Below are 26,057 nucleotides of genomic sequence, written 5' to 3' on the forward strand. Positions count from 1 at the left end.
GAGGCTACCCACGACCTCCCTTGCTTGGTGGTAATGCGCTACTTAGCCAAGTTTCGCATTGAGAGATGAGAACCTCATTATTCGTTGTCGAATTCTTTTGATATAACGCGTTCGACCACTCTTTTTCATGAGCTTCAAATATAGGTGTTTTTACTTGTGAATCTAAAAAGGCTAACCAGTTTTCACCAGATAAGTGAGCTACACGGTCCCGAGGATAATAGCTAAGAACGGCTTGCCTCACGATTTCCATTGCACCTGACGGGGTGATACGTTTTTTTCTAGTGAAAGTAACGCAATAGCCGCTTTTTTTGCTCTTAATCGGCGTTTACGCCACTTAAAAAGACCAATAACAGTGAGCGTAGAGAGCACAAAAATAGCGAGTAAACTCCACCAGCCCCATGGCAAAGGCCAAAATTCCGGGGCAGAAGGAAGGTGGATCGCTTCTAGTGAAAGTGGATGAGTTACAGTCGTTGCTTCGGTCATTTATTGGTTCCGGCAATTTGAGAAATTAAGGGTACGGCACTGGAAATAGAGTAATAAGGTATCGCAAGCGAGCGACACAAAGAAGCGATTTTCTGCTGCTCAGATTGAAATGCGCTTTCTAACTTCTGTCTATTTTGCTTCGTTGAAAAGCTGAGCCATCTAGTTTGTTGTCCGTTAGTTACCTTTTCTACACCCCTAAAGTTGGTTTGTCCGAGTTCTAGCGGGTCAAAAAACTGAACGAACTGAACTCTATTGTGCTGCCGTAGTTGAGTCAATAGTACCTTGTCTTTCACATGATCAAAGCGAATAAAGTCGCTACAAATAATGATTTCACTACCTTTAGGGCATAATCGATGCAGTGCATTTAAACCTTTAGATAAAGGACTTTCATGCTCTACGTCAGTAGTAAGTATTTGGTTATGCATTTTAATTAGTTGGTTAAAAAGCTGCAACGGTCCTTTATTTCGAGAGGTAGGTTTAATATCAAATAGGTCACTCCCCGAGTCGAGAATTGCACCTATCCGGTCTTTTTGATCGACAGCTAACCAGCTAATTAAACTTGCCATATGCGCCATTTGTACTGATTTGAGCATCAACTTAGACCCGAACCGCATTGATTTGCCAAAGTCTAAATAAAGCATGACTGGCTGTTCTCGCTCTTCATGAAATATCTTTGTGTGAGGCTTGCCTGTCCTTGCTGTTACACGCCAATCAATAGAACGAATGTCATCTCCAGGTTGGTACTGGCGGACTTCGGAAAAATTCATGCCACGACCATTTTGTGTACTCTTGTGCTGGCCATTGATCTGTGACCAAAGGCTTTTTGCAGGAGGAAGCCAACGGACAGTTTGTGTTTTGTAATAAAGTAATTCTCCAAGTGATAGAGTTACCCCATCAGCATGCTCTGGAAGTTCAGAATGGGCTATTTCTTGTTTTACAAACACAGCGTATTCTCGATTGCAATTCTGTACGTGATGTTGAAAGTACTTACATCTCTCATTACGCGCTGCCAACCGTTGATATTAGCTGTTGGACTACTTGGTTAGGGTGTACCCCTTCGGCTTGAGCGGGGTAACTCAAAAGCAATCTGTGCCTCATTACCGGAAAAGCCATCTGCTGCACATCGTCTGGAGTCACGTAATCGCGTCCTTCTAACCATGCTCTCGCTCTTGCGCATCGATCTAAAGCTATCGTTGCTCGAGGACTAACCCCCATTTCAAGCCATTCTACTAGCTTAGGGCTGTATTGTTCTGGGTGTCGAGTGGCTAAAACCAGTCGAACGATATATTGCTCAATACTTTCAGCCATGTGGATGGATAACACTTCTTTGCGAGCTTTAAAAATTTGCTCTTGAGTAATGTATGCCTTTTCTATTGCCTCCATTCCCAGCGCTTCTCCGCGATTTAACCTGAGTATCTCTAACTCACTTTGGGCATCGGGATATTGCACATCTAAATGCAATAAAAAGCGATCAAGTTGCGCTTCCGGTAGAGGGTAGGTGCCTTCTTGCTCTATTGGGTTTTGAGTCGCCATTACCAAAAACAGCTCAGGAAGAGGATAGGTTTTTCGGCCTGCTGTAATTTGTTTTTCTGCCATAGCTTCGAGCATTGCAGCCTGAACTTTAGCGGGAGCACGGTTAATCTCGTCAGCTAAAATCAACGAGTTGAATATAGGACCTGGCTGAAAAGTGAACTCTCCGGTTTCTGGTCTAAAAATATCAGTGCCTGTTAAATCCGCAGGCAATAGGTCAGGAGTAAACTGAACGCGATGAAACTCCCCCTCAATACATTCTGCGAGCTTTTGTACTGCACGAGTTTTCGCGATACCTGGAGGGCCTTCCACTAATATATGGCCGTCGGCTAACAAGGCAACAAGAAGCTGCTGGACCAGTTCAGACTGACCTATCACTTGTGAATTAAGATAGCGCTGAAGTTTTTGAAATGTTTCTGAATGCATTTACGACATATCTCCTACTTTTAATGCTTTGTCGTCTGAAATGAAATTAAGTTCCTGATAATCAATTTAGTTGCCGATTTCTTATACAATATCGAGTTTATTCAGCATTGATTAATGCATGGCAGTTAAGCTTATGAGAACAGTATGCGATTCATTTGATGAAATTCAAGCTGTTTGTAACGACTGTCAGTAGCTAACTACTTGATTTGAAGTTAGGCTACTCCATATCGTTACTCAGCTAAACGAGTTTTTCTAGAATCAAAATGTGGAAATGGGTAAACTTCACTTAAATAACAGTAATGTAAGGTTTTGAAAATGAGTGATTTCGAAAAAGAGCTTCAGGATTTGTCGATAGAGATGGGTGATGAAGAAGAGACTAAGCTACCAACGATGGAAGAACAAAGAGCCGTGGTTGAGGAGCTAAAAAAGCTAGAAGCCGAAGGTAAACTTACTCCTGAAGTACTAGAAAAACATTTTGGACAATTTAATAAAAATTCAGATAAACCAATTCATTAGGTTTGACAGTTGGATTTAAGACTAAAGCCCAACTATCTTTTAGTAGGGCTTTAGTTTAAGGACGTTTGACTACCGACAACAAGTATGCACCTTGTTTCATCTATGAATGAATTCGATAAAGTTGATGTCTCAAATTAAGAAAGATTCTAGAAGTGTATGTAATGTTCTACTTGATATTTTAGTATAAACGCTCATTCTAATGTTATAGATCGGTCTTTATATGGCTTCTCTAAACAACTGAGAAGAACTTTAATTGTTAAGGGGTGGGAATGGAGTTGTTCGCTGATCTACGCGATCCTGATAGTGATAAGGTTCCGAGAGAAAAAGTAGCTACATTAGGGGCTCCTTGGCGTGTGCTGCTTGTCGATGATGACGAACAAATGCACCAGATAACTCAGATAGCGTTGAATGGCTTCGAATTTCAGGATCGTGGCTTGGAGCTTGTTTCTGCTTATTCTGGTGAGCAAGCAAAGGAAATTATCACTCGTGAAAAAGATATTGCGGTAGCCTTGATTGATGTAGTAATGGAGACCGAGCATGCCGGGCTTGAGCTTGTTCACTATATTCGTTCAGAATGTAAGAATCATCTTACTCGCTTAGTACTCAGAACAGGGCAGGCAGGGCAAGCACCAGAAGATATCGTCATTCGTGAATATGAAATTGATGATTATAAAGAGAAAACAGAGTTAACCACTCAGAAATTACGAACCTTATTATACTCTTCGCTCAGAGCTTATAGAGACATCTGTTTAATTGAAGATCAAAAGCAAGGGCTTAGCAGAGTAATCAAAGCATCTGCAAATGTTCAGAGTACAGGTACTTTGAAAAAGTATGCGACGAGCGTACTTGAGCAGCTTACCGGCTTACTTAAATTAGAAGCTTCAGCATTTTATTGTATTGTTCAACCGAGTGATGCTGGGGAAGCAACTCGGGCCCTAACATTGGCAGCAACAGGTGATTTTGTACACTTCCACCCTAAATGTTCATTAGATTTGTTACCCGATCATGTAGCTGATCGTTGCCAAGAAGCAATCGATACCTGTCAGTCGATCAATTATCCGGACGCTTATGTTTTTTATAGTGTGGATGATCAAGGTGTAAAAAGTATTCTTTATATTAATTTAAATACAGAGCCGTGCGATTTAGATAAGCAACTCTTAGAATTATATATGCAGAATATATGCTTAACGTTTGAGAATATTAACTTAATGGTGGACCTCCAAGACACTACTAAGGAGCTAGTCTATAACTTAGCGAATGCAGTGGAAGCTCGAAGTAAAGAAACGGGGGCGCATGTACAAAGAGTCTCTTTGATTAGCGAACATCTAGGTTTGCTTTATGGTTTACCTGAAAAAGAAACCACGATGATAAAACATGCGTCACCACTGCACGATGTAGGTAAAGTTGCTATCCCTGATAGTATTTTGCATAAGCCAGGTAAGCTTGATAGAGAAGAGTGGGCTGTAATGCAAAAGCATGTCGATTATGGTGTCGAGATATTAAGTAATTCGAAACGTCGATTAATGCTAGTTGCTAAAGAGATTGCTGGTACTCATCATGAAAAATGGGACGGCACTGGCTACCCAAATAATTTACAGGGTAAAGATATCCCTATTAGCGGGCGTTTGACGGCCATAGCCGATGTATTTGATGCACTAGGTTCTAAGCGTAGCTATAAAGAACCGTGGTCTAATGATGAGATAAAAGCGGAAATTATTAAACAAAGAGGTTTGCACTTTGAGCCTAGACTCGTCGATTTGATGGTTGAGTATTGGGATGACTTTGTGGAGATAAGAGCAAGATTTCCCGATTAAACAACAAAATTAAATACAAAAGGGCGACATTATGTCGCCCTTTTGTATTTGTGTTATTCCGATTATATTAGTGATGTGATCAATATGAATTCAATTTACTGCTCAAACCTGTGCATCAGAACTATCATCTTCAGAGTTTTGTAATTGACGAGGTAGCCTGAAGGTAAGCTGCACGCCTTGACCAAGTTCGGAGTCAAACTTCAAAGTACCTTTCATTTTGTGCTGTATTAGATTGAATACAAGATAGAGCCCTAATCCTGAGCCACCTTTACCTCTTTTGCTAGTGAAAAAGGGTTCAAATATTTTTTGATGTAAAGCCTTATCTATTCCCGCTCCATTGTCACGGTAGACAAACACAACTTCCTCACCATCTTCAACAAATGAAATTGAAATTTCAGGTGTGCTCTGTGTGGAAAAGGCGTGATTGACGCTATTTAGTACTAGATTAGAAACTATTTGAGTGAGTACGCCTGGCAGACTGTTCATAACCAGTTCTGTGTCACCGAGAAGTTGTGGTTCTACTGGGACCTTTCTTGTTTCTGGGTGGAGACTGGCGAGTAGCGAGGAGAGTACTTGGTAAATAGAGAATTGAATTCGACTTTCTGAAACTTGATCAACCGCCGTTTGTTTAAAGTCTTTGATCAATCGAGCGGCTCTATTTAAATTACTTTCCAACATTGAGTTACTATCGCCTAAGCGCTTCATTAGGTCAGAAAATTGCGTTGTTGTGAGTGTATTATTATCGAAGCGTTGGTTTAAATCATCAATGCTTTCTTTGATAATAGAAGCGGCTGTGACGGATATTCCTAGAGGGGTGTTTACCTCATGAGCAACTCCTGAGACTAAGCCTCCAAGCGCCGCCAGTTTTTCAGACTCTATCAATTGTTGCTGGGTGCGCTGCAACTGATACATGCTGCTTTCAAGATCGTGTGTCCGCTCTGCTACTTTGCGTTCTAAGTTGTTGTTGAGTTCTTCCAGTTCAATTTGAGCCTGCTGTAAAACAGTAATGTCGATAGTTGTACCGCGATAACTAATAAACTCACCGTCTTTATAATTTGCAATAGCTTGAAAAAGAAGATAATGAGCCGACCCGTTTATCACAACGGTTTCTTGGCAAAAAGAAAAGCTTTGTTTTTTTTCAATGTTCGAAAGCAGAGTTCTGGCGTTACGTAACACGGGTAAATCTCTAAAATGTACCCTAGAAAACTCATCAATACCTAAGCTTTGTCGCATCTCAATAGAGGCATAGATTAATACATCATCACCATCTGTTTCCCACAACCAGTCTGATGCAACGTTAGCAAAATCACTAAAGCGTTCTTGTTCATAACGGATATTATTATAGAGAAGGGTAAGACGTGTCGTGATCTTGTTTGTTTCATTGCCAAGTTCACTGAGCTCATCAGATGCCTGAGTAATAATTTTCTTGGATGATAGGTGTAGAGGCTTACTTGGATGTCTAGGATTATATTTTTGCAGGTATTTACCGATAGAGAATATCCGTTTGTTGATGCTCTCGTGAATTACAATCATGATTACAAAACAGACGATCAACGTTTTGAATGCATTAATAGCGAGTGTAATAAGAAACTGTTCAAGGAGGTAATCGTAAATTTCTTGTTCATCGGACTCGACACGTAGCGTTCCTAAAACTTCCGGTTCCTCGTGATAACTAGACTGGTAAACGATTAAGTATTCATCAACTATTGGCCTATTTTTAACTGGCTTACCGGCATAAAACAGTTCGTTGGCTGAACGAACTTCCAAATAGTTAATGCGGGGCAGATTGATCAAACCTTCTAATTTTTGTTGCAAAAGTTTGAGATCAAATTCCCACAAAGAAGCGGCTAGCAACGGGACATGTATTGTTTCTATTTCATTGTGTCGGCTTTCTACTGCAGTTACTTCTCGCGAATAATCCCATGCAAGCTGCAACGTTGTCGCGGTTAACGTCACCGTGCTACTAATTAGAACCATAATTAAGATAATTCGTCTACCTATACGACTTCGCATAGGGCTGCCAATAATATCTGAAACTTCTTTTAGTTTTCCCATATCCTTCCCTAGAACAGTTACCGAAATAAGTATAGACGCAACCTTAAGATATCGAGAACCAACACTTACTCATAACGTGAAGTTATTACACGGGAAATTATAAAAACGCGCATTAATTCGAGGTTCGGTAAATAAATTGGACATATCTTCTTAAGCAACTTTCCGATGGCGATTAGAATGATGCCCTTTTGGGCCTATAATAAGCACCGTTTATAATTTTTATTCTATGTGATTTCAAGTCTTACTCGATAGCATCGGAAAGCCCATTAATCATTAATTAGAAGATGAACGAGAGGTCTGAATTGTTTGTGAGCTAACGGAACTCAAGATTATTTTATCTTTTAGTTAAGCATTAAGTTATATTCGAGCTTATGCTCGTGTTGTAAGAAAGTCGAATGAGCGCTCGTATTAATTAGATATTCGCAGAAGTTGGTTATGGTAGATATTGTCGTCCCCTTAGAAGTACAAGAACATTGGCAAAAATTATTTGTAAGTTACCAAAACGTATTAGGTTACGAGTTTACGTTGTGTACAACAGTAAAACATAATGTATATCAACCAATGGTGGTAGCTTCTAAATCGATGGATTTTATTGAAGACATCTTAGAAATTGATTCGTTTTGTAAACATGTACTATTTCATCATGAACCTTCTGAAAAAGACGCTTTGATAGCTGGGTTTAAACACTCGATTGGATTCCCTATTAGTTGGCCTAGTTCGTCGCATTTTGGCGTTTTATTGGTGCTTAGCAAAGATAGGTCAATTCTCCCGGAGCACTATGATTTATTGAACGGTATAGTGATTCAAATAGAACAAGATCTTCTTAAAGTTGTTAAAGAAGATCAACAGCAGGTCGACTTTGAGTTAACCAATGCTGCAAAAAAATATCCTACTCCGGAATTTCAAAATTTCATCGATAGTTTTAGCGACCACCTGTGGATTAAAAACGTAGAGGGCGTCTACACTCATTGCAATAGGGAAGTGAGTCAGGCTTGGAGAAAACCAGTATCAGAGATAATAGGTAAAACCGATTATGAGCTGTTTGATCCTGAAGTAGCTGAAAAATTTATAGCTGCAGACGATGAAGTCATCGCAGCGGGAAAACAAACCGTAGTTGAAGAATGTGCTAATGCGGTTAATCCTGAAAGCAAAACGTGGCTAGAGACGATTAAAGCACCTGTGTTGGATAGCCTAGGGCGTACTGTTGGGATTGTTGGTATGACCCGTAATGTAACAAATCGAAAGGCGATAGAAGATCAATTATTAGTTGCGGCAACTGTTTTTGAGAATTCAGTAGAGGGGGTCATTATCTCTAATAAAGACGGTATGATCATCTATGTAAACAAAGCATTTTGCGAAATTACCGGCTATGTGGAGCTCGAGGCAATAGGGCGAAATCCGAGGTTTTTGAAGTCGGGTCGCCATGACACTGATTTTTATCGAAACATTTGGGCGAATTTGATTAATGAAGGTCAGTGGAAAGGCGAAATATGGAACAGACGTAAAAATGGTGAAATTTTCCCTGAGCTTTCCACGATAAGTGTCGTTTATGATGACCGCAGAAATATTTGTAATTATGTGGCTGTATTTTCCGATATTTCTCAACAAAAACAGCAAGAAAATGATTTACAGCACATGGCTTACCATGACCCTCTTACCGATCTCCCTAATCGTACCAAGTTAACAAGCCAAATCGAGCAAGAAATATATCATGCTAAAAGAAATCGGGAGAGTTTTGCGACGATTTTTATCGATATTGACCACTTCAAGCATATTAATGATAGCTACGGGCACCTTGTTGGTGATGAAGTGTTGTGTGAAATTGCTTCTAGGTTAAAAAACAACTTACGTGAAGTCGACACGGTTTCTCGTATTGGTGGCGATGAGTTTGTACTTCTCCTCCCTGGGATTGCTGATGTGGATTCTATCTCTATCATTGCGCAGAAAATAATGTCGGTTTTCGAAAAGCCAATTGAAATAGGCAAAACAGATCCATTTAGATTAACGGGTAGCATAGGTATCGCTCTCTACCCACAAGATGGAAACGACAGTGACTTATTGTTAAGTAATGCTGATGCAGCCATGTATCGCGCTAAACAAACAGGACGCAATAACTACGCCTATTACACAGAAGCGCTAACCAAAGAATCTGAGTCCCACCTAAAATTGCAGGCTGCGCTTCATGAAGCGATTGATAATGAAAGATTTTTTGGTCTACCAGCCTCAAGTTGATATGAAAACGGGCAAGTTGGTGGGCTTAGAATCCTTGATTCGTTGGAATGACCCTAAACTTGGTTTTGTTCCTCCTGATGTATTTATCCCTATTGCAGAAAAAACAGGACTAATACAAGAAATAGGTTTGCGTGTCGTTAGAGAGGCTTGCAGACAAGCCATCGAGTGGCGAGATAAAGGTTATAAATTTGGGAAAATAGCAGTGAATGTGGCTGGCCCTCAATTGCAGCGTAATAATTTTGCTGAGCAGGTCATATCCATTTTGAAAGAAACAGGGTTGGAATCGAAATATCTCGAACTTGAAGTGACCGAAGGCTTCATGATGAGTAACGCAGAAAACGCCGTTAAGCAGTTAATGACGTTGAGATCTTACGGTATCGAATTATCAATGGATGACTTTGGTACTGGATATTCTTCATTAAGTTACTTACAGAAATTACCACTTAATAAACTTAAAATAGATCGTTCTTTTGTTATGAATTTGCCAGAAAATACTCACGATATCGCTATTACTGACGCCATCATTGCACTAGGTAATGCACTTTCTCTTACGGTAATAGCTGAAGGAGTAGAAACGCTTGAACAAGCTGATTTCTTGGTACAAAGAGGTTGTTTACATGCGCAAGGTTATTACTTTAGTAAGCCGCTATTAGCAGAAGATATTGTCCCTCTGTTAGAAAAAAGAGCTCATAAATTATAAAGAGGGTCTTTTAAGGCTTGTTAATCATCGCTAATTCTTATACAAACATATGTTCGATTAACGAAACAACAAGGATGTAAAGTGATTAAAGAAAATACTTACTTTGATGGTGGTGTTAAATCATTAGGTTTTACCCAACAAGATGGCGACAGTAGCGTTGGTGTTATGGCGCCAGGTGAATATACATTTGGTACTGGTGCTCCTGAAAAAATGACGGTCGTTAAAGGTTCGCTAACGATCAAGCGCGTTGGTGAAACAGAGTGGACGACCTTCGCTGCTGGCCAGGCTTTTGATGTCGTTGGTGATTCGTCTTTTGATGTCAAAGTAGTAGAGTCGACAGCTTACCTCTGTGAATATCTTTAAATAATGTCCAGTGATTAAAAAGAGCCAGCTCATACTATGAGCTGGCTCGAATATCGGGATAGTCGTCAATGGAGTTAAATCTATAATAACCCTTTTAGTTTAAATGGTTTCACCATTGATAGTGACTGCAACATCAATATTACCGCGAGTCGCGTTTGAATAAGGGCAGACTTTGTGTGCCATACGTACGATTTCTAACGCATTTTCCTGTGGCAAATCTAACGTTGCGGCAAGGCTTACAGTTAAAGCGAAGCCACCTTCTGCGTTTGGTCCAATACCGACTTCTGCTGTGACTGGTGCTTGGTCAATTTTCACTTTCGCTTCTCTTGCAACATGTAGAATAGCGTTAGAAAAACACGCTGAATAGCCAGCTGCAAAAAGTTGTTCTGGGTTGGTTGCTGTGCCAGCTCCCCCATTTCTTTTGGATAACTTAGGTTTACCTCAAGTAATCCATCATCCGTTGCTACTTTTCCGTTACGACCAGCTAATGCTGTTGCTTTAGTTTTGTATAGAGTTGTCATAGGGGGTTACCTTTAGTTAAAATATATATTGTGCGCAATTAAGTTGCTTGCAATTATATATCGATGTAAAACTAGAATGCAAGTATATTGTGCGCAATATTGTTTGGAGGGTGTATATGACATCGTGTGTTTCGACAAAAAATGAGAAAGCATTGGAGCTGGAGAATCAAGTCTGTTTCCCGTTATACAGCGCTGCAAATGCTGTGATTCGAGCTTATAGGCCTTTTCTACAGGTCATTGATTTAACCTATTCGCAATATCTTGTGATGCTGGTACTTTGGAAAACAAATGGAATTAATGTAAAAGAGTTAGGGGCTAAGCTTCACCTTGATTCAGGGACCCTGACACCACTATTGAAAAGGTTAGAAGGGAAAGGATTAGTCAGTAGAAAGAGAGGGCTAGATGATGAAAGAGTGCGGATGCTGTATCTCACGGAGCAAGGAATGGACTTAAGAGAAAAGGCACTTTTAGTACCGAATGGTATGGCATGTAAACTAGACATGGAAGTAACCGAGTTGGTTGAATTAAAGAGACTGTGTGAAAAAGTACTTGAAAAATTAAACAAATAATATCGATATGATTAGAAGGATCTAGTAGATGAATACCGTAGTTTTAGGAATAAAAAAGGTGAAGCCAAGTAAGGTATTGTGCGTAGGTAGAAATTATGTAGAACACATAAAAGAGCTTAATAATGCGATCCCTGAGCAAATGGTGGTGTTTAATAAACCTAACTCTTCAATTTCGAGTCGGCTACTATCCTTTCATCAAGAGCCCTTGCATTACGAAGCCGAGATTTGCTTTATGGTTAGGCGAAAAAAGCTTGCGGCTGTTGGTTTTGGTCTTGACCTGACCAAAAGAGAATTACAAAGTCGGCTTAAAGAGAAAGGGCTACCTTGGGAGCGAGCCAAGGCATTCGATGGTGCTGTAGTTCTTAGTCGATTTGTTCCTTTAGATGGTGTTGATATTGATAATCTTAGTATTGAACTTTTCATCAATGGAGTACGTATTCAAAGTGGTCATGTAAGTCAGATGTTGTATCCACCACGAGTAATAATACAAGAACTGGCGAGTTATACACAGTTAGAAACCAGCGATATAGTCATGAGTGGAACGCCTGCAGGTGTCGGTGTTGTTTATCAAGGGGACATATTTACAGGCCGGATCAAATGTGGGGATCAAGTTATTGTTGAAGCAGAATGGGTGGCAGAATAAATTATACTAATTCGAATATAGTCTGTATCGACCCAAAGGTTTCTTGAATAAACGACCCTTATTGCGCTCGCTTCCAATTTGAATTTTGATTGGATAATTTTTACCATGAATTGACATTTTTTTTGCTGGAAAAGGCATATTCACAGCCTCAATATATTATTCAAGGGACGAATGTGGATTTTACACAACAAGATAGAGAAGAGCTTTACCAGGTTTGGATGTCAAAAAAGGCCAAAATGAGGCTGATGCAGATGGAGGTTGTCAAAAAGTTAGGTATCTCTCAAAAAGAATTTTCCGAGCTTTTACGTGGAAATGCGCCTTTAACATACGGTTTTGTGAAACAGTTTTGTCAAATTATGCGCATAGAACCACAACAGGCGATTCCTTCATTGAGAAATGGTGCAATGACAGCGACAAAACACGTTTTTCTAAAAACTCGCCTTTCTGTAGATGGTGAAATTCAACGAGCTTATATTGAAGGCAATCAAGTGATTGTCGAATATATCCATCGAGCAGAATAAGCCTTATTCGTTTTATCGTCGTATCCTGATGACGCCCTAGATTATTTATTCTATGATGAAAAACTTAATTCATTGAATGAATAACTATTTTGAGCTGGATTCTATTTACTCTTCTTGCTGCTTTTAGTCAGTCATGGCGCAATGCTTTTCAAAGCAAATTGAGCGCCGATCTAAGTACTGTTGGTGTGACACTCGCTCGTTTTTTATGGGCGAGCCCTTTAGCCTTAATTTATTTAACCTTTCTTTATCAGTGGCAGCCAGCCTCGCTCCCTCATGTCACCGGTTATTCGCTGTTTTACATCGTTGGTGCATCGATAATGCAAATCGTTGCAACCGCATTGATGGTCGTTTTATTTAAACAAAAAAACTTTGCTATTGGTGCCGGCTTGGCAAAAAGCGAAGCACCAGTCTCTGCTTTCTTAGGTGTTTTATTTTTTGGCACATCTTTAACATTATTAGGTTGGGTTGGGGTGTTACTTGGCGGTATTGCGGTGTTAATCCTCAGCTGCCCGCAGGGGTTTAGAAGCCTATCACTGAATACCGCATTACTCGGCCTAGCGTGCAGCACGGCCTTTGCTCTAACTTCACTTTGGGTGCGCGAAGCAAGTTTAAGCCTTTCTGTACCTTTTCCGCATCGTGCTGCTTGGGTGTTATTTCTGATCATTTTGTTGCAAACGTTAATTCTGATCAGTTATTTATTGTTGAAAGATAGGCACACGTTAGTAACGATGTTTCGTAAACCCAAGTTGGTCATAATGACAAGCGTTGCCAGTTTTATTGGTTCCTTTGGCTGGTTTAGTGCTATGTCTCTTCAAGCTGTCCCCTATGTTAAAACCTTGGGTCAGGTTGAAGTGTTTTTCACTATGCTTATTTCCTTCTTTTGGCTTAAAGAAAAAATAAAAAGAAAAGACATCATCGCGCTTATGATGGTTGCAACAGCCGCTGTATTAGTAATGTGGCATTAATACAGCGGCTGTTGGTAGTAATGAAAGTGGTCGGAAATTGTTCTTTTTAGGTGTAAATATAACGTTACATCTTGTGTAAAGTGTAAATTAGGGTGTTTTATTGAACTTTGTTAAAAAAAGTGGTTGCAGTTATCTTTTTTACTCGATAAGTTACAAGAATAGAGAATGGAAAGAGCCTTAGAATTTTCATTAGAAAAATTGGCTCACTAAAATAAATAGGATTAGTAGTAGCAATGTATCAAACTGACGACGTAAGAATTAATAAAGTAAAAGAATTACTTCCCCCTGTAGCAGTGTTAGAGAAGTTTCCAGCAACAGAAACGGCAGCTTCAACGACATATCAAGCCCGTAAGGCTATTTCTGACATTTTAAACGATAAAGATGATCGTCTCCTCGTTGTCATTGGACCTTGTTCTATTCATGACACTGAAGCGGCACTAGACTACGGTAGAAAGCTGAAAGTATTGCGTGATGAATTAGGTGACCGCCTTGAAATTGTTATGCGAGTATATTTTGAGAAGCCTCGCACTACGGTTGGGTGGAAAGGGTTGATCAATGACCCGTATCTAAATGATACCTACAAATTAAATGATGGATTAAGAATTGGTCGTAAGCTTCTTCTTGATCTCACGGATATGGGTATGCCAACTGCTGGAGAGTTCTTAGATATGATTACTCCACAGTATATTGCAGACCTAATTAGTTGGGGGGCAATTGGTGCGCGTACGACTGAATCCCAAGTACATAGAGAGCTGTCGTCTGGTCTTTCATGCCCGGTTGGGTTTAAGAATGGTACTGACGGCAATATCAAGATAGCAACAGATGCTATTCGTAGTGCGGAAGCATCGCATCATTTCCTTTCTGTAACTAAATATGGTCATTCTGCGATCATAGAAACAGCGGGTAATCCTGACTGCCATATTATTCTTCGTGGTGGTAAAGAGCCAAACTACAGTACTGACCATGTAGAAACAACAAAAGCTCAACTAGCGGCTTCAGGTCTACCACAAAAAGTAATGATCGATTTCAGTCATGCAAACAGCTCTAAGCAGTTTCAGCGTCAAATGGTGGTTGCAGAAGATATCGCGGCTCAAATGGCTAACGGTCAGGACGCCATTTTTGGTGTCATGATTGAATCACATTTGGTAGAAGGTCGCCAAGATCTTGTGGATGGTAACGCAGCTTGTTATGGTCAGTCTATTACCGATGCTTGTATTGGTTGGGATGATACTGAAAAAGTACTTCGTCAATTAGCAGATGCAGTAGAAGACCGACGCAAAGCAAAATAGATACGTTTATAAATGAAAGGCCTGCTTAATCTTAAGCGGGCCTTTTTTATGCGTTTACATGAGTCTGAGTTGTCTGATGAATGGGATTCAATTGATGTAAACGGAATGACATCGATGCTGCTCATAGACTTATTTAATATCGTTTTATCTTTCTACAAATGGATAGACCACACCTGCGTCTTCCAATATTTGATCCATAACCTTCATATTGGCAATTGTCACTTCAGGACGCATGTTCTCGGAAATTATTTGCCCGTTTCTTAAACAACGGTGTACTTCATCGACTTGGTATTCGAAGCCACTCGCACGTTGTGGTTTATTACACTTTAAAACTTCGCCAACATTAGTGGTTAACGTAGCACTTTGCGCATCCCAAAAGTTACCATTGATGACGATGGTACCGTTACTGCCAATAATGTGGAACTGGTTATCTAATTGACTAAGGAAAGTGCATGTAAATTGGCTTGTGACGTCGCCATAATCTAATGTCACAGTGCAGCGTTCATCAACACCTGTTTCGCCAACTAAGACGGCAGATTGAATTCGATTTGGCTGTCGACTTAATACAAATTCCGAAAGAGCAATGTTATAAATACCGGTGTCTAAAAGAGCTCCACCAGCAAGATTGATATCAAAAAGTCGATCAGTTTCATCTTTAGGTGGCTGAAAGCCAAATGTGGATCGGAGTAGCTGAACATCCCCAATAATGCCTTCATTTAACCACACTTTTACCTGAGTCCAGCACGGTAAAAAACGACTCCAGACCGCTTCCATTAGAAACACATTTTGTTTTTTTGCTAAATCAAACAGTTCGATGCTCTGTTTTGCAGTTACCGTTAGCGGTTTTTCGCAAAGTACGGCTTTTCCTGCCAGCAAACACTGCTTGACGGTTTCATGATGGTAGCGATGAGGGTTTGCGATGTAGATTACATCGATATCCGGGTGATTAATTATCTCTTCGTAATCAGCCATTACATGGGGGATTTCATATTGTTTTGCAAAGCTGGTTGCGCGCTCAATATTTCGGCTCGCTACGGCGAAGAGTCTGCCGTCGTCTATAGATTCAAACCCTTGCGCAAATCGATGTGCTATTCGTCCTGGGGCGATAACCCCCCAATTTATGCTCTGTTCCATTTTGTCGTCGTCCTAAATGTAAGTTGTAGCTATTTTGCAGCAATACTATGAAAACGTTTGAGATAACACTCAAACAACGGCAACAGAATGGATAAAAAGCCTGTCTGTTGCCGTTGTTCAGCATGACTACTTACTTTCCGATGCTGGGAAAAGGAAATCCGGCTGGCGGTGTGGACTGTTCGACCTTTAGAGTTTGCGTTGGGAAAGCGACATCAGCATCATGATCGTGGATGATGTCCATGACCTTTAATAGAACATCTTGCTTTACCTCGTGATAGTGCACCCAATTCACGGTTTTAGTGAACGAATAGATAAAAAAGTCTAATGAAGATGGGCCAAAGGCATTAAAATTAACGATTAAAGTCTGTGACATGTCTAAATCGGGGTGATTTTGCAGCATGATTTTCACGTCATCAATAATACTATCGACTTTATGGGCATCCTCGTATCTAAGGCCAATAGTTTCATATATGCGTCGATTCGACATGCGAGAAGGGTTTTCAACGACAATACTACTGAAAACAGAGTTCGGTACGTACAGTGGTCGTTTATCAAAGGTACGAATGATAGTCATGCGCCAACCAATTCGTTCAACTGTTCCTTCGATCTGTCTATCTGGTGAACGGATCCAATCGCCAACTTTAAAAGGACGATCGAAGTAGATCATCATGCCACCAAAAAAATTAGATAGCAGATCTTTTGCTGCCAGACCGACAATTAATCCACCCACACCACCAAAAGTAAGAAGACCTGATAGGCTTAGTCCTAGCGTCTGCATGAAAGATAAAACACCCATCATGATAAATAATAGCCTTGCCACTTTGGCTATCGCTTGAACGGTAGTTTCATCTCGTGTTTTTTGCTCAAGTACATACTCTTCAACATTATTGATAAGTCGTAGGATAATCCAGATGAAAATCGCAATGATGAGCAACATTTTGAGTGTTGCGAGCCAATCAAGAGAGTGTGTTATATAGCTTTGCATGACTAACCCAATAGAGACAGTAGCAGGCCAACACCAAAGCAAGGTGCTGATTGGTGTTTTTAAAGCACCAATAATAACGTTGTCCCACTGTATCTTGGTTTTGTCCGCTATCGTTTCCAATCGAGAGTAGATGATTCGCCATGCTACCCAAGCAAAAAAGCTGATACCAGTGATGAATAGAACATCATTACCCCAGTCTTGGTCAGGCTGAGAAAAATAGTCTTGTAGTTGGGTAATTAATGAATCCATGTAGATAGGACTTCCTTATAGTGTGTAAGGAAAAAAGTAGCAGATTTTCTGGTTTTTCTCTAGGAAAAATAAATATTTAGCGGGTATTTGGGCAAAAGCATTAAATTATTATTTATCAAAACGGAAAAAGGTGAAATAGACATTAAATCTAATCCAACTTTTTCTGTCATCTTGACGAATCAGCGATTATCTAAAGCTGAGAGATGGCACTTAGTAACTGATCGACGAGTTCTTTATTGGTTAAGATACCGTTTTCTAAATCGAAATTGTCGTAGAAATTAGGCACTGACAGAGTTGCTTTGACATCGGCGGCAAAATGAGGCGCAGAAGCTTTTGCCGCGGCAAGCACATTACCTGCGCCACCAGGACCCGGAGAGGTCGCCAGCATGATCACGGGTTTATTCTGGAATACATCTCTGCTAATGCGAGAGGTCCAATCAAACAGGTTTTTATAAGCTGCGGTGTAAGATCCATTATGTTCTGCAAATGAAATAACAATGACATCGGCTTCTCCAAGCTTTTGATGGAACGCTTTTGCAAGTTCTGGTTGGCCAAGTTCTTTTTCTCTGTCTTCACTAAACAGCGGAATTTCATAGTCGTTGATATCTAGAAGCTCTACCTGTGCTTCTTCTATTTGTTGCGCGGCATAATTAGCGAGATGTTTGTTAATTGAGTTTTTGCTACTACTGGCTGCAAACGCGAGTACTTTCATCATCATTTCCTATCTTTTCTCTGCTTGGATGGATACACTTTAAATTATTCTCATACGTTAATTAATGGTCTTATTGTGGACAGATTGTTTCCAAATGACTCTTAATTGGCTGTTTGTGATTTGAATAGCGCTTAAGTATTTTTAATAGGGAGAAAAGTATCCGTATGGCGATTAAAAGTACGTTGTTAGATGGTATGGCTATTTTTGCTCAGGTCGTTAAGTTAGGCAGTTTTACCTTAGCTGCTGATGTTAGCGGTCATTCGACTTCATATATAAGTAAAGAAGTCAGCAAGCTAGAAGCGCGGTTAGGCGTACGGTTGCTGCATCGAACCACTCGCTCATTAAGCCTAACGCCAGAAGGTGAGTTGTACTATCAACGGTGCCAACAAATAATTGAGGACGCAGAACAGGCAGAAAACGCCATCATTGGCAAGCAGGGTGAACCTCATGGCTTGTTGAGAGTGAGTTGTCCAATGTCCTACGGGCTCTCTAATCTTAGCCCCGTTTTAAGTCGATTTATTGATGGTTATCCAAAAATTAAGTTAGATCTGGAACTCAATGACAGAAAGGTTGATCTCATTTCTGACGGGTTCGATGTTGTTATCAGAGCGGCACAGCGCCTAGAAGACTCTAGTCTCATCAGCCGCAAGATAACACGCTCTGAGGCATTGGTATTGGCTTCTCCTCGCTATCTATCTAAACATGGAACACCGAAGCATCCTTACGATTTGGATCGGCATAAAATTATTAGTTATAGCAATCTCAAACAACCGAATGTTTGGATATTCGATGATGTTAATGGTGAGCAAATTCAAGTTCATGTTGATAGTCATGTGTTGACCAACAATTCAATGTTAGAGGTGGAATTAGCGGTCGCTGATCAAGGTATTTTCCGCATCCCACGTTTTGCGTTAAAAGATGAATTGGAGACGGGTAAACTTGTCGAACTCTTCGAAAATTGGCCAAAGCCTTCGATTGGTATTTATATGGTTTACCCAAGTAGAAAGCATATGTCGGCAAAGGTTAGGAGTTTTATAGATTTTGTCATGGATGAGTTAGGTGATTAAGCTGGTGGGTTGATATGCATAGAACGCAGTTTCATGTAGAAATATTCATCTCCCCAGCCAGCTTGTGGTGAAGTATCGGCTTTAAGGTTCGCTGCTCGCTTAAATCCTGCTTTTTCGAGCAGTTTATAAGATGCTTCATTTTTCATGTCCACAAAGGCGACTATTTTCTGTTTATTTAGTGTTAGAAACAAAAAATCAAGTAGCGCGGATAAAGCTTCAAATCCGACACCTTTTCTTTGATTATCTGCCGAAATAGTAAATCCGACTTCCATTTTTTCTTGATCAATGAAATGGACAGCAAGATCGCCAATCACCTCATGGGAAGATTTTTTCTCTATGGCTAATTGATACCAATGGCCTATGCGGCCAAAGGTGGAGTAATCCATTTGGTTAAATAGCCTTAACGCATCTTGATAGGTGTAGTTGGTCCAGCTCTGATAGCGAGCTACGTTTTCATCTGCTCTATACTGTGCGAATGCCGTTAAATCACTTTTCTCGAACGCTCGAATGAAATATCGAGTCGTTTCTAATATAGGGCTTTGACTTGACGCTGATGTAACACTATTCAATTTTGTTTTTTCTTGCATGTCTGCTGCGTATCCCAATTAATACCTATCCCACAAAATAGCTGTGTCGATATAATGTGTTTGTACCTTTTTGTTGCCTGCACATGCAGTTAGAAGTACAGACTCTAAGTTACACCCTTCAATCTTATTTTAAAACGACTTCATCGTTGTTAACGTGAATACCTTTATGTATGATGAGATCAATTCTCAACTGCTAGCGATATTATGTTACTTCGTACTCAATCTCTTTTGTTAACCTGCTTTTTACTCATTTCTTTATTGATGATGAGCTTTAGTGCGAGTGCATCTGTGGTTGTATCATTTAGTAATTATGATATTTGTCCCGTAGAATCAGAAAACGTGGAGATTGTTTTTGCTGATCCTATTCAATCTGACAACGTGCATATAGAATCAAAAACGTCAGCTGCATCTCAATGTTGTGCGTCTGCCTCGCATGCATTGTACCCACCGTTTTCGCTTAGCCAAAGCTTACATTTGGCGCCTTCTTTTAGTTTAGCGCTCATTGAAAAAGAGCACCCTCGTAAAAATAATTTTTTAGCCCAATCTCTTTATAAGCCTCCAATCGCTTAGCTTTTCACTATGTAATCTGTAATTAAATATTATCGTGTTGGGTGAACGACGAGTTTGCCTAACGGGATTAAGGTACTTGAAAAGTAATATATAAAATCCATATTGGATTTTAGGAGAATGAGTTAATAATGAGAAAATTTATTTTGTTGGTCGCGACTACATTGTTGAGCATGTCAGCCTTTTCCGCTGATTTTTCTGAAGGTAAACACTATACCGTATTGGAGGCATCTAAATCGTCAACGCCAACCGTGACAGAGTTCTTTTCGTTTTATTGCCCACACTGCTACGGATTTGAACCTGTGATGGAAGGGTTAAAAGATGAGCTTCCCAATGGAGCTAAGTTCCAGAAAGTGCATGTCTCTTTTATGGGCAATAGCATGGCGATTCCAATGGCTAAGGCTTATGCGACTATGGTGGCCCTGAAAGTGGAAGACCAAGTCGTTATGCCTATGTTCAAACAGATTCATGACTTCAAAAATGCACCGAGCAACGTTTCTGAACTACGTCAGATTTTTGTAGATAATGGTGTTTCTGGCGAAAAATTTGATTCTACGTTCAATGGTTTCGCTGTTGATTCGATGCAGAAACGATTTGATAAACAGTTTAAAGCAACTGGGTTAACAGGCGTTCCTGGGGTGGTTGTTAATAATAAATACATTGTTAAGGCCGATGAAATTAAAACGATTGATGAGTATTATCAGCTAGTCAATTATCTATTAACACTCTAGCAATCTACTGACTTATTGATTAAGTCACATTTTACTCTCCATGCTGACCTATACTCTATTTGCTGAGTACGAGTATTGCGAGGAGAGTAAAATGAGATGGTTAGCCTTTGTTAGTTGTATATTATTATTAGCAGGATGTTGTAGCGGTTCAGGACCTGGTCCTAGAGCCGCTATTGATTTGGAATCTAATTCACAAATAGTGGTTGAACGCGTTTCATAGTTCTCTCTGTTATTACCATTTAGTATTCGTTTATCACTACCTGCTCTTTACTGTCGGGCTGTTTTTCTGCATTGCCGAATGACGTTAACCCCAAATCGTCTAATATCAGTAAAACACAGGGGACAGTGATAGAGGCGAGCAGTGTTGCGGACATTAACCCAAATGCGATACTTGCGATCAGCGGTATTAGGAACTGCGCTTGAGTACTGCTTTCTGTAAGTAAAGGCAGTAGACCAACAAAAGTCGTCAACGATGTAATAAATATGGCTCTAAAGCGATCATGAACAGCCTCTTTACAAGCTGCGAGCAAGGGTTGGCCCTTTGCTACATTTTCTTTAACAAAGTTCACCAATAAAATATTGTCATTCACCACGATGCCGGCAAGCGTTGCGAAGCCAACTAAGCTAGGAATAGTAAGGTCTAACCCCATCCCTAAATGTCCCCAAATAACACCAATCCACCCCATTGGTATCGCAAGCAGAACGGCGATAGGTTGGCTGAAACTTTGGAACAAGAAAGCTAAGATTAAGAAAATACCCACTACCCCCATTGCAAAGAACGTCATTAGAGACGAGCCGGTATCTGAGCTCTCTTTATCTTGCCCTTGAGAAACAAAGGTGACATCAGGAAATGTTTTCTTCGATGTGGGAACAAACTCGTTATAGAATTTTTGCATGATTTCTCTAGAGTTTGCTACTCTCGTGTTCACATTGCCTTGTACAGTAACCGTATTCACCGAATTTACGCGATTAATTCGTGAGTAGGACTGCTCTTCTTTAAATTCAGCCACACTAGAAAGGGGAACTAAGGTTCCGTTTGAAGCAGTAACAGCTAAGTCTTTTAAGCCACTTAAACTCGCCTGATAAGTAAATTCGTCTAGTCGAACTGTAATATCCAAGGTTTCTCCATTTTGAAAAACAGAAAGATCGGTCGTGCCTTTAACTGCGCTTCTTAGTGTTTGGGCAACTTGTGCGGAGTTAACACCCATGACTCCGGCCTCATCTTTTAAACTGACGTGGATCTCTGTTCTGCCATTGCGTAAATCACTTGAAAGGTTAAATACCCCATCAAAGCCTTTTAACCACTTGATAAGGGTGCGGCTGACTTTGTTTAGCTCATCCAAAGAGTTTCCTTGTACTCTGATATCAATACCATTACCCGCAATGCCCCGTTCTTTGTCGGTGAATTTGAGTGATACCACATCGGCTGTTGGGCCGACCTTGCTTTTCCAATTCTGAATCAATGATTTGATACTTTCTTGTCTAAATTGTGCAGCGAGTAAATCTGCGCTCACAGTCGCTAAGTGGGGGCCTGATTCGTTCGCATCTATGTTGGTGTTGTACATGATGGTGGTGCTTTCTATTAAGGGCTCAGAATTAGGAAATTTAGCAGCATATTCTTGATTGATTTCCGCGAGTGCACCCGACACTTTATTCACGACCGTTTCAGTCTGATCTAGCAAACTCCCTTGAGGTAATAAAATTCGGGCTTGCAGGGTGTCACTCTCTAGGGAAGGCATGGCTTTAAATTTGAGCCAACCTGCAGAGAAAGTAGCTGACGAAACGAGCACAACCATGAGCATAATACCTAGCGTAAAATAGGGAGCATTCATCGCCTTAAAGGAGAGGGGTACAAAAACTTTATCTCTTGTGACTTCGAATGTAGCGAGAAACTTATCCCTAATTGGGTTTGATTTAGAATTTAAGTGGCTATGGGCTAAGTGTGAAGGCAAGATTAAAAAAGCTTCTATAAGACTCACTAATAAGGTAATGAGCAAAATTATAGGAATATACCTCAGTACTTCGCCTAATTTTCCACTCAAAAACATGAGTGGGCCAATGACCATTAATGTTGTTGCAAACGAAGCAATAACACCTGGAAAGACTTGTTTGGTGCCTTCTATTGCCGCTTCGAAAGAAGGCATACCTGCTTGGCGTTTTGCTGCAATGTTTTCGGCAATGATCAACGAGTCATCCATAAGCAAACCGATAGCGACAATTAGGCCAACCATCGTCATCATGTTGATCGTGTAACCAAGTAAATGCATAACAAAAATAGAACCAAGAAATGAAACTGGTAACCCCATTGCAACCCAAAAGCTAAATCGGATGTTAAAAAATGCCCATAGCATTAAAAAGGCCAGCGCTAACCCCTGAATTCCGTTGCTGGTTAATATGCGAAGCCGTTCATTGATATTCACACTGACATCTTGGGTGACAGTAAACGTTATGCCCGGCACTGCCATTGCTTGTTCTTTAGCGATAAGGGTGTCGAGTGCGTCTTTTACTTTTAACGTGTCTTGAAAGTAGGTTTTAGATATTTGTAATAGGGCGGCTTGTTGCCCATTAAATAGGATTTTCTCTTCGTCTAAAGCAAATTTTTGCTCGATCACCGCGATGTCACCGAGTCGGATTTGAGTACCCAGTTCATTGGTTTTAATGACGAGATTTCTGAAGTCTTCTACTGTTGTGCTCTGATGATTAAAGCGAACACTAACCTCATCTAACTGGCTTGTGAATACGCCAGCAGGGCTGTTAATATTTTGCTGCTCGACTAAGGTAGACAGGTCAGAAATACTTAAACCATACTGTTTTAATTTCCAATCAGAGATACGCACTTCTATTTCTTGATCAGAAAATCCAGAGACAACAACTTGGGCAATAAGAGGATTGGCTTTTAGTCTCTGTTTTACGTCTTGTGCGAATAGATAAAGGTCTTTCTCAGACATGTCGCCTGTAATAGCGACACTTGCAACCGTAGCGGTACGGTCTAGCTTAGTGACGGTTACCTGCTCTACTCGGTCTGGAAAGTCACCAATAGAGTTGACTTGTTGTTGGATGTCTGTGGTGAGAATATCAATATCTTCACCAGTAGTAATTTCAGCGTTGGCAATGGCAACATTTTCTCTCGCATCGCAAGTGATCTCTTTAATACCATTAAGCTTATCGAGGGCATCTTCCAACGGAGAGCAAATTTCTTCAAGTACTTCTACAGGAGATGCTCCGGGATAACTAACACGGACTTCTATATCTTTGGTCGGAGTGACGGGAAAGGTATCTTTTTGCAGCTTGGGTAAAGCAAACAGACCGAGCAACAGTACCACTATCATCAAGACATTCGCACCGGTTGCATGGCGGACAAAGAAGGTGATCATGATTTACCCTCCGTTTTTGGTGTTTTCTTAACGTCAAATCCTGTTGTTTTATTTAACCATTCAATCATTTTTTTGTCAGGTTGGGGTTTGAGTGGCATACCTTTTACCGCCGGAGAGAGCTGACTAACAATAACTTTGTCGTTTACTTCAATACCTTCTTTTATTACGGCTATTTGGTCTTGAATAAAGGCAACTTTAACGGGTTTAATTTGGAGTTTTCCCTCGTCATTTACGACATAAACCTTATTTTGATGAATAGCATTGGCAGGTATGAGAATTTGTTTTTTAAGGACAGGCGCCATCAGGGTTACTTTTACAAATGTGTCTCGAATTAAAGGCGGTTTTTTGCCTGGTTGAGCCTGGCCATATGGATCATCAATTCGAACCACAATGCTTTGGCTTTGAGTTTGTGCGTCGATATGTCCACCGGAGCGGTTTACTTTTGCGTTCCATGAAATGATACGCTCGCCTGCATTTAGTTCGATCAAAACGTCTAGTTCGTTATGTAGGTCACCAGAGATATTGTTCTTATTGATTGCCTGATGAAGGGGGCGCATTTTACCTAAAGGGAACTGTGCGCTTACTTCTACTGCTGCAATACCGTCAGCTCGAAGTAAAATCTCACCTTTATTGACATATTCTGCGAAACCAACCAGTTTTTCCGTAATACGAAGATCGAAAGGGGCGGATATTGTCGTCTGTTTTAAATCACGTTGGGCGAGAGAAAGCTGCGTCTGTAGGACTTGCTGCTCAGCTTGATTAATCACTAAATTATTCTTAAGAGTCTGCAATTGCTGCTGACTACTTAATAACTCTCGTGTTGCGCGGTCTTTTTCCGTTTTGGATATATGTCCGGTTTTACTTAACTGTAGTGAGCGTTCATATTCGGAACGTTGAATTTTGTACTCTTCGGATGCGATTTTTAAGGATGCGGAGATAGTCTCATCTTTTAGTTTGGCGACTTTAATTTCAGCATCTAGTTTTGCGATTTCAAGTTCATAGGATGAAGGGTCAATTTTCAGAAGCGGTGTCCCTTTGCTAATGATATTTCCTTCCTGAAATTTTTCAGAATTCCAAATAATTGTACCGTCTAATTCTGATTGTGCTTCCCATTCTTGCGCGGGTTCAGTATGTCCATAACCAACGGCAACCGGTTGAAGTTGTCGCGGTTCGATTTTTAGAATACGAACCACCTTTTTACCTGTTGACTGAGTTGATGTTGGTGGTTCGGCTTTCATCCCTGGAGCAAGGAACAATAAAATACCGCCGAGAACGATTGGAGGAACAATGAGCACTCTCTGTTTCCAACTGAAGTGAGACATCTTACTTTCCTTAATGTTAGTAAATGATAATATTCTAATTAAAGATTAAAAAAATCATCTCTTAAGATGAATGATAAAAAAGTCCCATATTTATAAATATGGGACTTTAGTCTTTATGAAGCATTACGCTGTCCTTTATTGCGACCTTTACCACCACGTTGATTGGTATTGCATGGCATGTTTTGAAATTCGTCTTTGTCAATGAACTGATCTCCGTTGGTATCAAGATTTTCAAACATGGGTGCGTTTGAAATGTTTCTTAGTGCGCGACCTTCTTCTGTTTTTTGAGCTATTTTGTCGGCTCTAAAGGCATTAAACTCATCTAAGCTAATCACGCTATCTTGATTGGTGTCCATTTCTACAAAGGTTGGCATTTGATTATTCCCAACCATGTTTCTGCCTTGACCTGCCGCGTTAACTCCAACAGCAATAGTCAAACTTAAAATCGCGATTGTTGAAAGCATCAATTTACTGTTCATAATGCATCCCTCAGTTATGTATACACCTTAACATTAGCAGCGTGAATGTATAGCAACGTAATCTAGTGTAAATTAATGTAAACCCTTGATATAAATTAAAATGATGATGATTTTTATTCTTGTTTGTCATATATAAAAGTTGTTTACACTTTTTTCACATAACTTCATCTAAGCTTTATAAATATAACAATAGGTTTATCAGCAGTGAATGTCTTAATTAAAG

General features: G+C 40.2%; 25 protein-coding genes and 1 pseudogene. 13 read left to right on the forward strand and 13 right to left on the reverse strand.

What is annotated here, in order from left to right:
• Positions 1 to 4 precede the first annotated feature (4 nt).
• Genes PGX00_RS19910 through PGX00_RS19925 form a run of 4 tightly spaced genes read right to left on the reverse strand, consistent with a single transcriptional unit; the run spans position 5 to position 2,439 of the window.
• Entirely contained in the window at positions 5 to 250 is a 246-nt protein-coding gene (locus PGX00_RS19910; RefSeq protein ID WP_272139838.1) for a DUF4381 domain-containing protein, read from the reverse strand.
• Positions 238 to 483 (reverse strand): DUF4381 domain-containing protein, encoded by a 246-nt coding sequence (locus tag PGX00_RS19915; RefSeq protein WP_272139840.1) that lies wholly within the window; start codon positions 481 to 483, stop codon positions 238 to 240. Before PGX00_RS19915 ends, PGX00_RS19910 begins: the two co-directional genes overlap by 13 nt.
• Positions 480 to 1,427, reverse strand: coding sequence for a DUF58 domain-containing protein (locus PGX00_RS19920; RefSeq protein ID WP_272139842.1), 948 nt, complete (start codon positions 1,425 to 1,427; stop codon positions 480 to 482). The genes PGX00_RS19915 and PGX00_RS19920 overlap by 4 nt, the downstream gene beginning before the upstream one ends.
• A 55-nt stretch (positions 1,428 to 1,482) precedes the next feature.
• Complete coding sequence (locus PGX00_RS19925) at positions 1,483 to 2,439, reverse strand: AAA family ATPase (RefSeq protein ID WP_272139844.1); 957 nt, start codon at positions 2,437 to 2,439, stop codon at positions 1,483 to 1,485.
• A gap of 315 nt (positions 2,440 to 2,754) precedes the next feature.
• Between PGX00_RS19925 and PGX00_RS19930 the strand changes: the two genes are divergently transcribed.
• Entirely contained in the window at positions 2,755 to 2,955 is a 201-nt protein-coding gene (locus tag PGX00_RS19930) for a restriction endonuclease subunit S (RefSeq protein WP_272139846.1), read from the forward strand.
• A 269-nt stretch (positions 2,956 to 3,224) separates the two neighbouring features.
• On the forward strand, positions 3,225 to 4,769 hold the full coding sequence (locus tag PGX00_RS19935; RefSeq protein WP_272139848.1) for a DUF3369 domain-containing protein: 1,545 nt from the start codon (positions 3,225 to 3,227) through the stop codon (positions 4,767 to 4,769).
• Positions 4,770 to 4,871: 102 nt separating this feature from the next.
• Here the strand turns inward: PGX00_RS19935 and PGX00_RS19940 are convergent, their stop codons facing one another.
• Entirely contained in the window at positions 4,872 to 6,824 is a 1,953-nt protein-coding gene (locus tag PGX00_RS19940) for a PAS domain-containing sensor histidine kinase (protein WP_272139850.1), read from the reverse strand.
• A 435-nt stretch (positions 6,825 to 7,259) separates the two neighbouring features.
• On the opposite strand from PGX00_RS19940, the gene PGX00_RS19945 reads away from it, so the two are divergent.
• From PGX00_RS19945 to ppnP, 3 genes are all read left to right on the forward strand, one after another.
• Positions 7,260 to 9,056: a sensor domain-containing protein gene (locus PGX00_RS19945; protein WP_272139852.1), complete on the forward strand. Its 1,797-nt coding sequence runs from the start codon at positions 7,260 to 7,262 to the stop codon at positions 9,054 to 9,056.
• The gene (locus PGX00_RS19950; protein ID WP_272139854.1) at positions 9,022 to 9,756 is read left to right on the forward strand and encodes a putative bifunctional diguanylate cyclase/phosphodiesterase; all 735 of its coding nucleotides are present in this window, start codon (positions 9,022 to 9,024) and stop codon (positions 9,754 to 9,756) included. The genes PGX00_RS19945 and PGX00_RS19950 overlap by 35 nt, the downstream gene beginning before the upstream one ends.
• An 81-nt stretch (positions 9,757 to 9,837) precedes the next feature.
• Positions 9,838 to 10,119 carry a pyrimidine/purine nucleoside phosphorylase gene (gene ppnP / locus PGX00_RS19955; protein ID WP_272139856.1) on the forward strand — a complete coding sequence of 94 codons (282 nt, stop codon included), beginning with the start codon at positions 9,838 to 9,840 and terminating at the stop codon, positions 10,117 to 10,119.
• Positions 10,120 to 10,218: 99 nt separating this feature from the next.
• Here the strand turns inward: ppnP and PGX00_RS19960 are convergent.
• Positions 10,219 to 10,640: pseudogene (locus tag PGX00_RS19960) on the reverse strand (organic hydroperoxide resistance protein).
• Between the two features lie 116 nt (positions 10,641 to 10,756).
• Between PGX00_RS19960 and PGX00_RS19965 the strand changes: the two are divergent.
• The 5 genes from PGX00_RS19965 (at position 10,757) to aroG (ending at position 14,627) form a co-directional block, all read left to right on the forward strand.
• Positions 10,757 to 11,209, forward strand: a complete 453-nt coding sequence (locus PGX00_RS19965; protein ID WP_272139858.1) for a MarR family winged helix-turn-helix transcriptional regulator — start codon at positions 10,757 to 10,759, stop codon at positions 11,207 to 11,209.
• A gap of 28 nt (positions 11,210 to 11,237) precedes the next feature.
• Positions 11,238 to 11,852: a fumarylacetoacetate hydrolase family protein gene (locus PGX00_RS19970; protein ID WP_272139860.1), complete on the forward strand. Its 615-nt coding sequence runs from the start codon at positions 11,238 to 11,240 to the stop codon at positions 11,850 to 11,852.
• 173 nt (positions 11,853 to 12,025) lie between these two features.
• Positions 12,026 to 12,373 carry an XRE family transcriptional regulator gene (locus PGX00_RS19975; protein ID WP_272140935.1) on the forward strand — a complete coding sequence of 116 codons (348 nt, stop codon included), beginning with the start codon at positions 12,026 to 12,028 and terminating at the stop codon, positions 12,371 to 12,373.
• An 89-nt stretch (positions 12,374 to 12,462) separates the two neighbouring features.
• Positions 12,463 to 13,338 (forward strand): DMT family transporter, encoded by an 876-nt coding sequence (locus tag PGX00_RS19980; protein WP_272139862.1) that lies wholly within the window; start codon positions 12,463 to 12,465, stop codon positions 13,336 to 13,338.
• Positions 13,339 to 13,571: 233 nt separating this feature from the next.
• On the forward strand, positions 13,572 to 14,627 hold the full coding sequence (gene aroG, locus PGX00_RS19985) for a 3-deoxy-7-phosphoheptulonate synthase AroG (protein ID WP_272139864.1): 1,056 nt from the start codon (positions 13,572 to 13,574) through the stop codon (positions 14,625 to 14,627).
• A 144-nt stretch (positions 14,628 to 14,771) separates the two neighbouring features.
• Here aroG and PGX00_RS19990 read toward each other — a convergent pair whose 3' ends face one another.
• From PGX00_RS19990 to PGX00_RS20000, 3 genes are all read right to left on the reverse strand, one after another.
• A complete protein-coding gene (locus PGX00_RS19990; protein ID WP_272139866.1) occupies positions 14,772 to 15,761 on the reverse strand; it encodes a Gfo/Idh/MocA family protein in 990 nt (329 codons plus the stop codon).
• Positions 15,762 to 15,891: 130 nt separating this feature from the next.
• A complete protein-coding gene (locus PGX00_RS19995) occupies positions 15,892 to 16,995 on the reverse strand; it encodes a mechanosensitive ion channel family protein (protein ID WP_272139868.1) in 1,104 nt (367 codons plus the stop codon).
• 190 nt (positions 16,996 to 17,185) lie between these two features.
• Positions 17,186 to 17,707 carry an NADPH-dependent FMN reductase gene (locus PGX00_RS20000; protein ID WP_272139870.1) on the reverse strand — a complete coding sequence of 174 codons (522 nt, stop codon included), beginning with the start codon at positions 17,705 to 17,707 and terminating at the stop codon, positions 17,186 to 17,188.
• Positions 17,708 to 17,871: 164 nt separating this feature from the next.
• Here PGX00_RS20000 and PGX00_RS20005 point away from each other — a divergent pair, with 164 nt between their 5' ends.
• Positions 17,872 to 18,774: a LysR family transcriptional regulator gene (locus PGX00_RS20005; protein ID WP_272139872.1), complete on the forward strand. Its 903-nt coding sequence runs from the start codon at positions 17,872 to 17,874 to the stop codon at positions 18,772 to 18,774.
• On the opposite strand, the gene PGX00_RS20010 is transcribed toward PGX00_RS20005, so the two are convergent.
• A complete protein-coding gene (locus tag PGX00_RS20010) occupies positions 18,771 to 19,361 on the reverse strand; it encodes a GNAT family N-acetyltransferase (protein ID WP_272139874.1) in 591 nt (196 codons plus the stop codon). The two genes, PGX00_RS20005 and PGX00_RS20010, sit on opposite strands and share 4 nt — an antisense overlap.
• 204 nt (positions 19,362 to 19,565) lie before the next feature.
• On the opposite strand from PGX00_RS20010, the gene PGX00_RS20015 reads away from it, so the two are divergent.
• Together PGX00_RS20015 and PGX00_RS20020 are read left to right on the forward strand one after the other, a co-directional pair.
• Positions 19,566 to 19,931, forward strand: coding sequence for a hypothetical protein (locus tag PGX00_RS20015; RefSeq protein ID WP_272139876.1), 366 nt, complete (start codon positions 19,566 to 19,568; stop codon positions 19,929 to 19,931).
• Between the two features lie 128 nt (positions 19,932 to 20,059).
• Positions 20,060 to 20,659: a thiol:disulfide interchange protein DsbA/DsbL gene (locus PGX00_RS20020; protein WP_272139878.1), complete on the forward strand. Its 600-nt coding sequence runs from the start codon at positions 20,060 to 20,062 to the stop codon at positions 20,657 to 20,659.
• Positions 20,660 to 20,898: 239 nt separating this feature from the next.
• Here the strand turns inward: PGX00_RS20020 and PGX00_RS20025 are convergent, their stop codons facing one another.
• The 3 genes from PGX00_RS20025 to PGX00_RS20035 form a co-directional block, all read right to left on the reverse strand.
• Positions 20,899 to 24,033 (reverse strand): efflux RND transporter permease subunit, encoded by a 3,135-nt coding sequence (locus tag PGX00_RS20025; RefSeq protein ID WP_272139880.1) that lies wholly within the window; start codon positions 24,031 to 24,033, stop codon positions 20,899 to 20,901.
• The gene (locus tag PGX00_RS20030; protein WP_272139882.1) at positions 24,030 to 25,355 is read right to left on the reverse strand and encodes an efflux RND transporter periplasmic adaptor subunit; all 1,326 of its coding nucleotides are present in this window, start codon (positions 25,353 to 25,355) and stop codon (positions 24,030 to 24,032) included. The genes PGX00_RS20025 and PGX00_RS20030 overlap by 4 nt, the downstream gene beginning before the upstream one ends.
• Before the next feature lie 113 nt (positions 25,356 to 25,468).
• Positions 25,469 to 25,834, reverse strand: coding sequence for an EF-hand domain-containing protein (locus tag PGX00_RS20035; RefSeq protein WP_272139884.1), 366 nt, complete (start codon positions 25,832 to 25,834; stop codon positions 25,469 to 25,471).
• Positions 25,835 to 26,057: the final 223 nt, after the last annotated feature.

Origin of the sequence: Vibrio algarum (assembly GCF_028204155.1) — a bacterium.
Lineage (GTDB): Bacteria > Pseudomonadota > Gammaproteobacteria > Enterobacterales > Vibrionaceae > Vibrio > Vibrio algarum.

Excerpts from the sequence above, each read along its gene's own strand:
- aroG (WP_272139864.1), top strand. The coding sequence starts at position 13,572 with ATGTATCAAACTGACGACGTAAGAATTAATAAAGTAAAAGAATTACTT.
- PGX00_RS20035 (WP_272139884.1), bottom strand. The coding sequence starts at position 25,834 with ATGAACAGTAAATTGATGCTTTCAACAATCGCGATTTTAAGTTTGACT.
- PGX00_RS20025 (WP_272139880.1), bottom strand. The coding sequence starts at position 24,033 with ATGATCACCTTCTTTGTCCGCCATGCAACCGGTGCGAATGTCTTGATG.
- PGX00_RS19965 (WP_272139858.1), top strand. The coding sequence starts at position 10,757 with ATGACATCGTGTGTTTCGACAAAAAATGAGAAAGCATTGGAGCTGGAG.
- PGX00_RS19970 (WP_272139860.1), top strand. The coding sequence starts at position 11,238 with ATGAATACCGTAGTTTTAGGAATAAAAAAGGTGAAGCCAAGTAAGGTA.
- PGX00_RS19930 (WP_272139846.1), top strand. The coding sequence starts at position 2,755 with ATGAGTGATTTCGAAAAAGAGCTTCAGGATTTGTCGATAGAGATGGGT.
- PGX00_RS19925 (WP_272139844.1), bottom strand. The coding sequence starts at position 2,439 with ATGCATTCAGAAACATTTCAAAAACTTCAGCGCTATCTTAATTCACAA.
- PGX00_RS19995 (WP_272139868.1), bottom strand. The coding sequence starts at position 16,995 with ATGGATTCATTAATTACCCAACTACAAGACTATTTTTCTCAGCCTGAC.
- PGX00_RS19950 (WP_272139854.1), top strand. The coding sequence starts at position 9,022 with ATGAAAGATTTTTTGGTCTACCAGCCTCAAGTTGATATGAAAACGGGC.
- PGX00_RS19990 (WP_272139866.1), bottom strand. The coding sequence starts at position 15,761 with ATGGAACAGAGCATAAATTGGGGGGTTATCGCCCCAGGACGAATAGCA.
- PGX00_RS20015 (WP_272139876.1), top strand. The coding sequence starts at position 19,566 with ATGTTACTTCGTACTCAATCTCTTTTGTTAACCTGCTTTTTACTCATT.
- PGX00_RS19945 (WP_272139852.1), top strand. The coding sequence starts at position 7,260 with ATGGTAGATATTGTCGTCCCCTTAGAAGTACAAGAACATTGGCAAAAA.
- PGX00_RS20020 (WP_272139878.1), top strand. The coding sequence starts at position 20,060 with ATGAGAAAATTTATTTTGTTGGTCGCGACTACATTGTTGAGCATGTCA.
- PGX00_RS19940 (WP_272139850.1), bottom strand. The coding sequence starts at position 6,824 with ATGGGAAAACTAAAAGAAGTTTCAGATATTATTGGCAGCCCTATGCGA.
- PGX00_RS19910 (WP_272139838.1), bottom strand. The coding sequence starts at position 250 with ATGGAAATCGTGAGGCAAGCCGTTCTTAGCTATTATCCTCGGGACCGT.
- PGX00_RS20010 (WP_272139874.1), bottom strand. The coding sequence starts at position 19,361 with ATGCAAGAAAAAACAAAATTGAATAGTGTTACATCAGCGTCAAGTCAA.
- PGX00_RS20005 (WP_272139872.1), top strand. The coding sequence starts at position 17,872 with ATGGCGATTAAAAGTACGTTGTTAGATGGTATGGCTATTTTTGCTCAG.
- PGX00_RS19935 (WP_272139848.1), top strand. The coding sequence starts at position 3,225 with ATGGAGTTGTTCGCTGATCTACGCGATCCTGATAGTGATAAGGTTCCG.
- PGX00_RS20000 (WP_272139870.1), bottom strand. The coding sequence starts at position 17,707 with ATGAAAGTACTCGCGTTTGCAGCCAGTAGTAGCAAAAACTCAATTAAC.
- PGX00_RS20030 (WP_272139882.1), bottom strand. The coding sequence starts at position 25,355 with ATGTCTCACTTCAGTTGGAAACAGAGAGTGCTCATTGTTCCTCCAATC.
- PGX00_RS19915 (WP_272139840.1), bottom strand. The coding sequence starts at position 483 with ATGACCGAAGCAACGACTGTAACTCATCCACTTTCACTAGAAGCGATC.